Source organism: Mycolicibacter hiberniae (genome assembly GCF_010729485.1).
GTDB classification, from domain to species: Bacteria; Actinomycetota; Actinomycetes; order Mycobacteriales; family Mycobacteriaceae; genus Mycobacterium; species Mycobacterium hiberniae.
Genome location: NZ_AP022609.1, coordinates 3,504,804 through 3,516,876, shown reverse-complemented (window position 1 = coordinate 3,516,876; position 12,073 = coordinate 3,504,804). Strand labels below are relative to the sequence as shown.

The window sequence follows — 12,073 nt, the reverse complement described above, 5'->3', positions numbered from 1 at the left end:
AACTGCTGGATTTCGGCTCTCCCCGCTCTCGCCCGCACTGGTGCGTCGCGTGCTGCGAGCCTACCGCAGCAAAGTGTCGTGCCGGTCGGTTCGCTCGCCGGTGAACTGCTCCGATGCACGCCGGGAATCACTCTGTGACCAGGGGAGACCTGCGCTGGAGTGGCGAGGGGTGATGGTTACTGTCAGGATGGGCCGAAAGACCGCCGATCGATCCGCGGTCGTTGCCGGGGGGCATCGCAGGCGCACCGGACCGCGCATCGGGCGGGCTGCGATAAGGCCCGTCGGCGCGGATCAGGAATCCCGCCCGTCGTGAGGAGAGCTCGTGAACAGCACCCATGCCGCCGCCCAGCGCCGCCGTGTGCTGAGGTGGGGCGCCGTGGCCGCCCTGCCCGTCGTCCTGGGCAGCGCCGTCGCGGCGACGCTGGTGGCCACCCCGTCGGCGACCGCGGCCAAAGATCCCTGCGTGGCCAGCGAGATCGCCCGCACGGTGGGCAAGGTGGTCACCGCCACCGGTGACTACCTGGATTCGCACCCGGACACCAATCAGGTGATGACCGGTGCCCTGCAGCAGCAGCCCGGCCCGCAGACCCTGGCAAACCTCAAGGCGCATTTCGACGCCAATCCGAAGGTCCAGGACGACCTGGCCAAGATCACCGCGCCGGTGGCCGAAGTCACCGAGGAATGCAGGCTGGCGATCAGCCTGCCGCAGGTGCTCGGGCTGCTGCAGGCCGCCCAGGGCGCGCTGCCGGGCGCCGGTCTGCCGGGTGGCGGCCTGCCGATGAACGGCCTGCCGGTGAGCGGCCCGCCCGCGGGCTCGGTGACTCAGCCGGTAGCCATTCGCTGAGGGCCGGGGCGTGCCCCGCGGCGGCGTGGTCCGCGTTGTCGGTGCGGAACAGGAAGAAGAACACCACCCAGCCGGCCGCTGAGACCAGCAGCCAGCTGATCATCCGGTAGATCAGCACCGCCGAGATCGCGTCCGGCAAAGCCAGTCCGCTCGATACCAGCCCCGGCACCAGCACTGCCTCCACCACCAGCAGGCCACCGGGAATCAGGGGAATGGTTCCCGCCGCCCGGGCGGCGGCGTAGGCCACCGTCAAACCGGCAACCGACGCCTGTCCGCCGGTCGCGTAGGCCGCGCACGCCAGGCAGGCGACGTCGGCGACCCAGTTGAACAAGGACCAGCCGAACGCCATCGACGCCGCGCGCCGGCTCAGGCTCACCGACTCCAGCTGGCCCAGCATCCTGCGCCACGTCGCCAGGCCGGTGTCAGCGGGCCGGTCACGCACCGAGTTGGCCCAGGACAGCACCCGCACGCCTATGCCGTCGATCAGCTCCGGCCGCGAAGCGACTGCCTGCGCCAGCAGCAGCAGTGCGATAAAACCGCCCACCGTGAACAGCAGCGAGAAGGGGTTGCCGCGGGCGCCCAGCAGAAATGCGCCGCCGAGGCCCAGTACGGCCAGGCCCACCGCCTGCAGCACCCCCGACATCACCAACTGCCAGGACGCCACCACCGGCGATGCCCCCCAGCGTCGCTGCTGCCGGTACAGAAAGGTCGTCGACAGCACCGGCCCCCCGGGCAGGGTGGTGCTCAGTGAGTTGGCGGCGTAGAACACCGCCTCGGACTGCGCCTGCGTCACGTGAACGCCGGCCGAGCCCAGCAGGGTCCGCTGAATGTGGGCGAAGCTGTGCATGGAAGCCGCCGCGGCGATGATCGCCCCGAACAGCCACCGGCCCTCGGCGCGGCACAGGCTGCACCACGCGGCAGACACCTGGTCCCACACCAGCACCATCTCGACGGCCAGTATCACTGCCACCAGTGCCACCAGTGCCGGGCGCACCCACCGGTATCGACCGCCCGGACGCCCCGCCACAGCCCGGCTTCCGGGCGCGTCAGGAATGACGCATTCGGAAGAAAGGAGAGGCTGAGCCACGAATTCAGAGGCTAATCGCGGGACATCGATATTCCGCTACCTGATGTAGACCCGCTGCGGCATCGTTACGCTACCGGGATGTCAGCCAGCGCAGACGAATCCGTACATCCGACCGTTCGCAAGGCGGCGGCGTGGGCCTGGCGCCTGCTGGTGCTGTTCGCCGCGGTGCTGGTGGTGCTGCTGGTCATCCGGCGCCTCGAAGTGATTTTCGTCCCGGTGGCGATCGCAATGATGGTGTCGGCCTTGCTGCTGCCCGGCGTGGACTGGCTGTCGGCGCACGGTGTGCAGCGGGGGCTGGCGGTGTTCATGCTGCTGTTGGGCGGCCTGGCAGTACTGGCCGGGCTGCTGACCTTCGTGGTCGACCAGTTCATCGACGGGGTGCCCGAGTTGGTCGAACAGGTCACCCAGGTGATCAACTCGACCCAGCGCTGGCTGGTCGTAGGACCACTGCACCTCAGTGCCGAACAGATCGACAGTATCGGCGACACGGTGGTCAACGGCCTGCGCAACAACCAGGCCAAGCTGACCAGCGGCGCGCTGTCGACGGCAGAGACCGTCACGAAGATCTTCACCGGCACCTTCGTGGTGCTGTTCACGCTGATCTTCTTCCTCTACGGCGGCCGCAACATCTGGCGGTTCACCGTGAAGGCCTTCCCGAGCCAGGTACGCGACACCGTGTACGCGGCCGGTGTCGCGGGGTTCGAGTCGCTGATCGGCTACGTGCGGGCCACGTTCCTGGTTGCGCTGGTCGACGCCCTCGGTATCGGCATCGGTCTGGCGGTCATGGCCGTGCCACTGGCGCTCCCGCTGGCATCGTTGGTGTTCCTGGGGGCGTTCATCCCGCTTGTCGGTGCGGTGCTCACCGGGTTACTGGCCGTGCTGGTTGCGCTGATCGCCAAGGGCTGGATCTATGCGCTGGTCACCCTGGGTCTGATCATCGCGGTCAACCAGCTCGAAGCCCACGTATTGCAGCCCCTGGTCATGGGGCGCGCCGTCTCGATGCACCCCTTGGCGGTGGTGCTGGGCATCTCCACGGGCGGGGTCCTGGCCGGCATCGTCGGCGCGCTGCTCGCCGTCCCGGCAATCGCATTCATCGACCGGGCGGTACGGGTGCTGATCGGCAGCTCTGCGCCGCCAGCACCGGAGATCGAGGATGCCGAGGCTCCGGAAACCGGCGAGGCCGGCACCGACGAGGTCAGTACCGACCCTCCCGGCGCAGCAGTTCAGCAGCGCTGAGACCGCCTGAGGCGCCGCGGCGCTGGGGGCTCTGCGATGTGTCCGCGGCGTCGTCGCCGGGCTGCTCGCCGACAGCGGTGAACTTCTCGGTCTCCGGGGCATCGGAGTCGCCTTGCGTGCCCGGCACCGGGATGGCGGTGGTGGGGGCGTTCTCCGTGGCACCGAGGTCGTCGGCGGGCTGGGGCAGTGCCCGAGTCCGCTCTTCGGCCGCATCTGCCGGAGGTTGCGCCGCTCGCCCGCGCCGAGGCGGCGTTGCCTCCCGGCCGGAGCGCAGCTCGCCCAGCCACGACTCGATCTCGCGTTCGTCTCCCTCGCCGGGAGACGCCACCCGCTCGGTGGCCGGATCGGCTGCTGTGAAGCGGGTGGTGGGCGGCTCGGCCGGGCCGGCATTGATCCGGTTGGTCCGGGCGCTGGACGGATCGCCGCTGACCGGCCGGGTGGGCAACTGCTCGGCGACTCGTGACCGGGCCGGGGCGGCGCGGCCGGGGGCCGGGTGGGTGGGGTCATGTGTCGGGCGCGCTGCCGCCGCACCCACCGGGGTCGGCCCGACCGTGGCGGTCGCGGGACGGCGGGCCACCGGGCGCCGCTCGTCGGGCAGCCGGATCTCGCCGAGCCCGATCCGGTTCTGGAGGCGTTTCATCCAGCGCGGCGCCCACCAACAGTCGTCGCCGAGAAGCTTCATCACCGCGGGCACCAGGAACATCCGGATGACGGTGGCGTCGAGCAGCAACGCCGCCATCAGGCCGAACGCCAGGTACTTCATCATCACCAAGTCGGAGAACACGAACGACGCGGCGACCACCGCGAGGATCAACGCGGCGGCGGTGATCAGCCGGCCGGTGGTGGCCGTACCGATCCGGATCGCCTCGGTGGTCGACATTCCCGATTCGCGTGCCTCCACCATTCGGGAGACCAGGAAGACCTCATAGTCGGTGGCCAGGCCCCAGCCGACCGCCACAACCAGGGCGATCACCACCACCATCAGTGGTGTGGGCGTGAAGTTCAGCAGGTCCGCGCCATGGCCGTCGACGAACATCCAGGTCAAGATGCCCATGGTCGAGCCGATGGTCAGCGCGCTCATGACCGCGGCCTTCAACGGCAGCACCAAGGACCCGAAGGCCAGGAACATCAGCAGCGTGGTGGTGGTCAGCAAGATCACCAGCATCAGCGGGCCCTTGTCCACCATGGCGTGGATGCTGTCCTGCTCGAGTGCCGGGGTGCCGCCGACGAGCACGGTGAGGCCCTTGGGCGTGCTCATCGCGCGCAACGCCTTGATCTTCTGAGCCGCATCGTTGCGGTTGATCAGGCCGTTCTCGATCACCCGCACCGAGGGATCCTTGGACGCGCCGGGAAGGTACGGGCGTTCCTTCCACATTTCGCCGGGGTCGTCGTCGGGCACGACAAACCCGCCGATCGACATCGCCCGGTTGCGGATGTCGGCAACCTGCTGGTCGGTCACCGGCTTGCCGGCGTCGCTCTCGATCACCAGCGTCAGCTTCTCGGTGCGGAAGCCGGGGAAGATGTCGTCGAAGTGCTCCTGGGCCACCCGGGCGGTGTTGTCCGGCGGCAGATACTTCTCGCTCATCCCGCCGAACGACAGCTTCCCCAGCGGGATGATCAGCAGGATCATCGCCACCACGATGGGGATGGCGAATGCCAGCGGCCGCTGCATGACGAAGTTGACCAGCTTGCCCCAGAAGCCGGCCTCGACCTCTTCACGAGTCTTGGTCTTCTGCGTCTTCTCGGCGAACCAGGCGATGATGCGGTTGGAGAATTCCCATTCCCGCAGGAACGGAATGCGGTACAGGGTGCGAACCCCGAGCGCGTCGACGTTGGTGCCCAGCACGCCCAGAATGGCCGGCAGCAGGGTGATGGACAGCAGGGCAGCCAATCCCACCGAGGCGAAGAACGCGTAGGTCAGCGAGTGCACAAAGCCCTGCGGAAGTACCAGCAGGCTGGCACACGACACGATGATCAGCACCGCAGAGAACACCACCGTGCGCCCCGCGGTCATCACCGAGCGCCGGACCGCCGCCTCGGTGTCGTAGCCCTCGGCGATCTCTTCGCGGAACCGGCTCACCACGAACAGTCCGTAGTCGATCGCGATGCCCAGGCCGATCAGCGACACCACCGGCTGGGCAAAGAAGTGCACCGGTCCGAAGTGCGTGGTGAGCTGCAGGATGCCGGTCGCCCCGGCGATGCTGAGCCCACCGACGATAACGGGCAGGCTGGCGGCGATCACCCCGCCGAACACGAAGAACAGCACCACCGCCACCAGCGGCAGCGCCAGGACTTCCATCCGTTTCTGGTCGCTGGCGATGGTGCCGGTCAACGCGTTGGCAATCGGTTGCAGGCCGCCGAGCTCGACCTTGCCGCCGTCGAGTTTCTGCAGGTCGGGCTCGACCGCCTGGTAGTTCTTCAAGATCGTGTCGTCGTCGTCGCCCTGGAGCTGGATCGACGCGAAGGCATGTTTTTTCTGCGGGTCGGCCATCGAAGACAGCGCTTCGGGATTGGTGAAGTAGCCGACCCAGCTCAGAATCTCGTCGGGGTGATCTTCCTTGACCTTGTTCAGCCCACCCTTGACCGAATCGAACCATTCCTCATCGTCGACTGTCTCGCCTTTGGGAGCGGTGAAGACCGCCACCACATGGCTGGTGCGGTCTCGCCCGTAGACCTCGTCGCCGACGATCGATGCCCGCACCGACTGGCTGCCGTCGTCGTAGAAGCCGCTCTGGGTGACGTGGTCGCCCAGACTCATCCCATACACGCCGCCACCCAGGCAGAGCGCCACCATCACGCCGATTACGATGAACCGGTAGCGGTATACAGTTCGACCCCACCAGGCGAACACCTATACGCTCCTTACTAAAGTCTGTGGAGACATCTTTCGGACCCGCGCTTCGCTGACTTCGGGTTCTCCAGTTGTCACTCTCGTGAGTTCAGCAGTGAACTCAGCGGCCGGAACGGCTGGAGCCACGCCCCCTGTTCCGGCAGCGAATCCAAGCTGATCCGCGGCAGCCGCTCCCGAAACACACCAGGGATGTCCTCGAGGTCGACGAACTCCAAGGTATCCGAGGCTAGCGCCCAGCTCGCATGTTCGCGAAATCCGAGCACGGTAACGGCTATGCCGAGTTCGCTGAGTTCTTCCAGCGGTTCCCGGAACGCCTGACCGTCGGCGGAGGCCACAGCCACCGCCACCAGTCCCTGGTCCTTGCGCAGTGCGATGTGTTCGAGCATGTCGGAATCGACATCGCTGTCCTCATCGATCTTCGGCTTGGCAAAGACTGCGAAACCCACATTACGCAACGCTTCGACCCACGGGCGGACAACGTCGGCGCTGCCCGGAGCGATGTTGGTGAACACCGTGGCCTCGGGCTCGACGCGGATCTGCGGGTGTGCCGCCGCCACGTCGGCGGTGCGCTGGAGCAGCCAGCGGCCCAGGGCGTCGAAGCGGGGCCGCTCCACGCCGGTCGGGCGGCGGCCCAGGATGGCCCCCAGCCCCATGTCCAGGTTCGGGGCGTCCCACACCAGCAACACCCGCTGGGCGGGCATCTCCTCGCTGCCCGGATCGGCTCCGGTCGGCTCGGCGGCCAGCTCGGCGGCGGTCATGGGAGCCGCTCCCAGACGAACTCGTTGATCACGCTGCCCGCCTCCCGGCCCTTGGCCTCGTACTTGGTGGTGGGGCGGTCGATCGAGATCGGCAGTGCCGCGGCCCGGGACACCCGGCGCAGGCCCGGCTCGCCGTCGCCGGCCTCGGCGATCTGCAGGGCGTAGTCGGCATGGTCGGTCGCCGCGTGCAGCACCCCGCCGGGCCGCAACCGATCGGCGATCAGGGCCATGGTGGCAGGTTGCAGCAGCCGCCGCTTGTGGTGGCGTGCCTTGGGCCACGGGTCGGGGAAGAACACGCGTACCCCGGTCAGCGATGCCGGGGCGATCAGGTACTCAAGCACGTCGAGACCATCGCCGCGCAACAATCGGATGTTGCCCAGCTGCTCGCGTTCGATCGCGCACAGCAGCTGCGCCAGCCCGCGTTCGTAGACCTCCACGGCCAGCACGTCCAAGTCCGGCTCGGCCTGTGCCATCGCGACGGTCGAGGTGCCGGCTCCGCAGCCGATCTCGAGCACGACCGGAGCCTCGCGGCCGAACCAGCGGCGTAGATCCAGCGGCTGAGGACGCTCGGACCCCTGCGGGGGCGCGACGTCGGCGCCCAGCTCCGGCCAGAGCCGCTCCCAGGTCTGGCGTTGGCCAGCCGACAGAGCCGAGTGCCGATAGCGGACGCTGAAGTTGCGGAAACGGCGTGGAGCGGAGGCTTGGACGCCAGGGACGTCTGGTGCCGTTTCGACGTCGCGCGGCGAATGCATGCAGTCCATGGTGGCCCATAGACCCGTGAGTACCCACTTCGCGGTCCACATTGATACGCAACAGTTGCCTCGCGACGGTGACTCGCGCCCAGGCTGCGCAGCTGAGACCATGGCCCCGGACCGATTGCGGGGAGGCATGGTCGTGACACCGGGACACCAGCTCTTCGCCGCCGAGCTGACCGGCTTGGCCGCCCAAAGCTGTGACTCGCGGCTGGCGATGCTTGCCGCCGGCGTCACCGCGCCGCTGCGGGTCGCCGTCCACGGCAGGCCAGGCGTCGGCCGACGGACCGTGGCTGCGGCGCTGGCCGCCACCGGGCTGCGCATCGCCGAGCGAGCCGATGCCGCCGACTTGACCGTCCGTGTGGTCGCCGAGGTGGTCAAGCCGGAGGACATCGCCGCGGTGCGCGCCGCGCGCGAGCCGGTGCTGGTGGTGCTGAACAAGGCTGACCTGCCGGGTCGTGGCGGGGCGGCGATGCCGATCCCGGTCGAACCCCTCTCGGCGCTCTTCGCGCTGGCGGCGCAACCCGGTGGGCTGGACGGTCCCTTGTGGGAGGCGCTGCGCTGCCTTGCATCCCGGCCCGCCGATCTGCGCTCGGCCGAGCACTTCGTGAGCTGTCCGCACCCGGTGCCGCGCGCAACGCGGGAGCGGTTGTGCGCCGTCATCGACGTGTCCGGGGTCGCGGCACTGCTCGGCCCGGCCGGGCAGTGCGGCACCGCGGCGCAGGCGCGGGCGCTGCTGGGCCGGCTGAGCAACGTCGACGGCGTTGCGGCCCGGCTGGCGGCGCTGGGTGCCGCTGTTTACCACCGGCGCATGGCGGAGGCGGTGACCCGCTTGGCGGCGATGGCGGTGGCCGACGATCGCATCGACGCTTTCCTGGTTCGCGATGCGACGGTGGCCGCTCGGCTGGTGGCCGCGGCCGCCGCGGTCGCCGCGCCGGACGAACCGGTGCTGGCGCGGGCCCGTCGCTGGCACGCCCTGCGCAGCGCGCCGGTCGGTGCCACGCAGCGGGCGTGTGCGGCCGATATCGCCCGGGGGTCGCTACGGGCTTGGGCGTCGGCCCGGAGCTCAGCGTGACCGGCCCGCAACCGGGGCCGGGAGACCCGGGCCCGGCCGCCGGGGTGGATGCCCTGATCGCCGAGATCGCCCCCGGGCTGCGCCCGCCGGCGGCCCGGCGGTGCGACGTGGTGGTGGTGACCGGGCCGTGGCTGGCCGGAGTCAGTGCGATGACCGCCGCGCTGGCCGATCGGATGCCGCAGTGCGCCGTGCGGGAGGCCGGTGATCTGACGCCCGGGGAAGTGCCCTTGGCGGTGGTGTTCGTGGTGTCGGCAGCAGCGGCTTTGACGCAGTCGGACTGTGCGTTGCTCGATACCGCCGCGGCCCGCACCGACGTGGTGATCGGCGTCGTGTCCAAGATCGACGTGCACCGGCAGTGGCCGCAGATGCGGGCGGCGGCCCGCGAGGCCCTCGCCGGCCACGCCGCGCGCTATCGCGACGTGGTCTGGGTGGGAGCGGCCGCCGCACCCGAGCGAGGCGCACCGCGGGTTGACGACGTAATCGCGGCCCTGGCCACCGCGCTCGGCACCGGCGATGCCCACCGGCGCAACCGGCTGCGCGCCTGGGAGTGCCAGTTGCGCGCCGACGCCGACCGCACCGATCGCGAGGTACGCGCCGAAGGGCGGCGCGCTCGGGTGAAACTGCTGCGGGAGCGGCGTGAGCAATGGGTGCGCGGGCAGCGGATCACGAAGGCGGAGCGGGTGATCTCGCTGCGCAGTCGCCTCGCCCAGGCGCGGGTCCACCTGTCCCACTTCGCCGACAAGCGGTGTGCCGCGCTGCGCGGTGAACTCGCCGAAGACGCCGCGGGCATGACGCGACGCAGCTCGGCCGAGTTCCAGACCTATGTCGGCGACCGGCTGACCGAGGCGGTGGCCGAGGTCGAGGATGCGATCGGCGACCAGGTGGCCGGCGTCGCTGAGGGACTGGGTCTGACCGGGGGTTCGTGGTCGGCGGGAGACAGTCCACCGCTGCGTGCGGCCGACCCCGGTACGCCTCCGCTGGAGTCCCGGCGGCTGGAGACTCAACTGATGGCGGTGCTGGGCATCGGTTTCGGGCTGGGCACGGCGTTGACATTGAGCCGGGTCCTGGCGAATTTGGCGCCGGGTCTGGCGGCGGTCGGGGCGGCCGGCTGTGCCGTCGCCGGAGTGGCGATCGCCGTGTGGGTGGTGCGGATTCGGGGGATCCTGCGCGAGCGGGCGGTGCTGGAACGCTGGGTCGGCGCGGTCACCGGCGTGCTGCGCTGCGAGCTACGGGATCTGGTGGCCCTGCGGCTGGTGTCCGCCGAGGCGGCACTCTCGGCCGAGCTGGCTGTTCGCAACGAAGCTGACGCCGCGCGCGTCGCCGGCCGGGTAGCGGGGCTGGACCGGGAACTGCGCGGGCACGCGGCCGCCGCGGCCCGGGCGGCGGCGATGGCCGAACGTGCGCTGCCGGAGTTGCAGCGGGCGCTGGATAGGGTGCGTGCTGAGCTGGGAGAATCCTCGTGATCCGGTGTCGCCGGCCCAGCGCGCGGACCGCCGGATGTGGCCGCTTCGACCCGCGAAGCTATCCACGGTAATCTCTTATCTAATGACGGTATAAGAGGTGAGCAGCGGCGCGCATCTGCGGCAACGCCACCAAGTGACACAGGTTACACAGGAGAGCTCAATGACCTCAGCGACCATTCCCGGTCTGGACGCCGCCCCGACGAAACACAGCGGGTTGCTGGCCTGGGTGCGGGAGGTCGCGGAACTGACTCAGCCCGACCGGGTGGAGTGGCCGGACGGCTCCGAAGAAGAGTGGAACCGGTTGATGGCCATGCTGGTGGAGTCCGGTGCGGCGGTCAAGCTCGACGAGGAGAAGCGGCCCAACTCCTACCTGGCGCTGTCCGACCCGGCCGATGTGGCCCGCGTCGAGTCGCGGACCTACATCTGCAGCCGCACCAAGGAAGACGCCGGACCCACCAACAACTGGGTGGACCCCGACGAGATGCGGGCCACCATGACTGAGCTGTACCGGGGCTGCATGCGCGGGCGCACCATGTACGTCATCCCGTTCTGCATGGGGCCCTTGGGTGCCGAAGACCCCAAGCTGGGTGTCGAGATCACCGACTCGCCTTACGTGGTGGCGTCGATGAAGGTGATGACCCGGATGGGCACCGCGGCGCTGGAGAAGATCGGCACCGACGGGGCGTACGTCAAGGGTCTGCACTCGGTGGGTGCGCCGCTGGCCGACGGAGAGCAGGATGTGCCGTGGCCCTGCAACACCGAGAAGTACATCACCCACTTCCCGGAGACCCGTGAGATCTGGAGCTACGGCTCGGGATACGGCGGCAACGCCCTGCTGGGAAAGAAGTGCTACGCGCTGCGGATCGCCTCGGCGATGGCCCACGACGAGGGCTGGCTGGCCGAGCACATGCTCATCCTCAAGCTGATCTCGCCGGAGAACAAGGCCTACTACATTGCGGCCGCGTTCCCCTCGGCGTGTGGCAAGACCAACCTGGCGATGATCCAGCCGACCATCCCGGGGTGGCGCGCCGAGACCCTCGGTGACGACATCGCCTGGATGCGGTTCGGCGAGGACGGCCGGCTCTACGCGGTGAACCCCGAGTTCGGTTTCTTCGGGGTGGCGCCGGGCACCAGTCGCAGCTCCAACCCCAACGCCATGGTCACGCTGGAAGCCGGCAACACCGTCTACACCAACGTCGCCCGCACCGACGACAACGACGTGTGGTGGGAGGGCATCGACGGCGACGTCCCCGAGCACCTGATCGACTGGAAGGGTAACGACTGGTACGGGGGTAAGACCGAAACTCCTGCGGCCCACCCGAATTCGCGGTACTGCACGCCGATGTCGCAGTGCCCCATCCTGGCTCCGGAGTGGGACGACCCGGCCGGTGTGCCGATCTCGGCGATCCTGTTCGGCGCCCGCCGCAAGACCACGGTTCCGCTGGTGAGCGAAGCCCGCGACTGGCAGCACGGCGTCTTCATCGGCGCGACCATGGGCAGCGAGCAGACCGCTGCCGCCGAGGGCACGGTCGGCAAGGTTCGCCGCGACCCGATGGCCATGCTGCCGTTCATCGGCTACAACGTGGGCGACTACATGCAGCACTGGATCGACACCGGCAAGAACGCCGATGAGTCGAAGCTGCCGAAGGTGTTCTTCGTCAACTGGTTCCGGCGTGGCGAGGACGGCCGTTTCCTGTGGCCGGGCTTCGGCGAGAACAGCCGGGTGCTCAAGTGGATCATCGAGCGGGTCGAGGGCAACGCCGGCGGCCGGGAAACCCCGATCGGGGCCGTGCCGAGCGCTGCCGACCTGGATCTGAACGGATTGGACGTCTCTGCCGCCGATGTCGACCAGGCGTTGATCGTCGACGCCGACGAGTGGCGCGCCGAGCTGCCGCTGATCGAGGAGTGGTTCGAGTTCGTCGGCGACAAGCTGCCCAGCGGCCTGCGCGACGAGTTCGACGCCCTCAAGCAGCGACTGGGCTAGCAGCCCGTCTCCACCACGTACAG

The 12,073-nt window shown here is 69.2% G+C and carries 8 protein-coding genes and 1 pseudogene; 5 read left to right on the top strand and 4 right to left on the bottom strand.

The window, feature by feature from the left end; genetic code table 11:
- Nucleotides 1-322 precede the first annotated feature (322 nt).
- Nucleotides 323-679, top strand: a pseudogene (locus tag G6N14_RS16590) (hemophore); the annotation flags it as partial.
- Between the two features lie 16 nt (nt 680-695).
- Here the strand turns inward: G6N14_RS16590 and G6N14_RS16585 are convergent.
- Nucleotides 696-1,898, bottom strand: coding sequence for a lysylphosphatidylglycerol synthase transmembrane domain-containing protein (locus tag G6N14_RS16585; protein ID WP_407663174.1), 1,203 nt, complete (start codon nt 1,896-1,898; stop codon nt 696-698).
- Nucleotides 1,899-2,009: 111 nt separating this feature from the next.
- Between G6N14_RS16585 and G6N14_RS16580 the strand changes: the two genes are divergently transcribed.
- Nucleotides 2,010-3,167 (top strand): AI-2E family transporter, encoded by a 1,158-nt coding sequence (locus G6N14_RS16580; RefSeq protein ID WP_085136069.1) that lies wholly within the window; start codon nt 2,010-2,012, stop codon nt 3,165-3,167.
- On the opposite strand, the gene G6N14_RS16575 is transcribed toward G6N14_RS16580, so the two are convergent.
- The 3 genes from G6N14_RS16575 to trmB form a co-directional block, all read right to left on the bottom strand.
- Nucleotides 3,127-6,018 (bottom strand): trehalose monomycolate exporter MmpL3, encoded by a 2,892-nt coding sequence (locus G6N14_RS16575; RefSeq protein WP_163787206.1) that lies wholly within the window; start codon nt 6,016-6,018, stop codon nt 3,127-3,129. The two genes, G6N14_RS16580 and G6N14_RS16575, sit on opposite strands and share 41 nt — an antisense overlap.
- 74 nt (nt 6,019-6,092) lie before the next feature.
- Entirely contained in the window at nt 6,093-6,719 is a 627-nt protein-coding gene (locus G6N14_RS16570) for an NYN domain-containing protein (protein ID WP_234808795.1), read from the bottom strand.
- A 53-nt stretch (nt 6,720-6,772) separates the two neighbouring features.
- Nucleotides 6,773-7,528 (bottom strand): tRNA (guanosine(46)-N7)-methyltransferase TrmB, encoded by a 756-nt coding sequence (gene trmB, locus G6N14_RS16565; RefSeq protein ID WP_085134221.1) that lies wholly within the window; start codon nt 7,526-7,528, stop codon nt 6,773-6,775.
- Between the two features lie 142 nt (nt 7,529-7,670).
- Here trmB and G6N14_RS16560 point away from each other — a divergent pair, with 142 nt between their 5' ends.
- From G6N14_RS16560 to G6N14_RS16550, 3 genes are all read left to right on the top strand, one after another.
- A complete protein-coding gene (locus G6N14_RS16560; protein WP_179960845.1) occupies nt 7,671-8,603 on the top strand; it encodes a GTPase domain-containing protein in 933 nt (310 codons plus the stop codon).
- Nucleotides 8,600-10,066, top strand: a complete 1,467-nt coding sequence (locus tag G6N14_RS16555) for a hypothetical protein (RefSeq protein WP_085134219.1) — start codon at nt 8,600-8,602, stop codon at nt 10,064-10,066. The genes G6N14_RS16560 and G6N14_RS16555 overlap by 4 nt, the downstream gene beginning before the upstream one ends.
- Nucleotides 10,067-10,226: 160 nt before the next feature.
- Nucleotides 10,227-12,050, top strand: coding sequence for a phosphoenolpyruvate carboxykinase (GTP) (locus tag G6N14_RS16550; protein WP_085134177.1), 1,824 nt, complete (start codon nt 10,227-10,229; stop codon nt 12,048-12,050).
- Nucleotides 12,051-12,073: the final 23 nt, after the last annotated feature.

Coding starts and splice junctions, on each gene's coding strand:
- G6N14_RS16550 (WP_085134177.1), top strand. CDS start 10,227: ATGACCTCAGCGACCATTCCCGGTCTGGACGCCGCCCCGACGAAACAC.
- trmB (WP_085134221.1), bottom strand. CDS start 7,528: ATGCATTCGCCGCGCGACGTCGAAACGGCACCAGACGTCCCTGGCGTC.
- G6N14_RS16580 (WP_085136069.1), top strand. CDS start 2,010: ATGTCAGCCAGCGCAGACGAATCCGTACATCCGACCGTTCGCAAGGCG.
- G6N14_RS16570 (WP_234808795.1), bottom strand. CDS start 6,719: ATGCCCGCCCAGCGGGTGTTGCTGGTGTGGGACGCCCCGAACCTGGAC.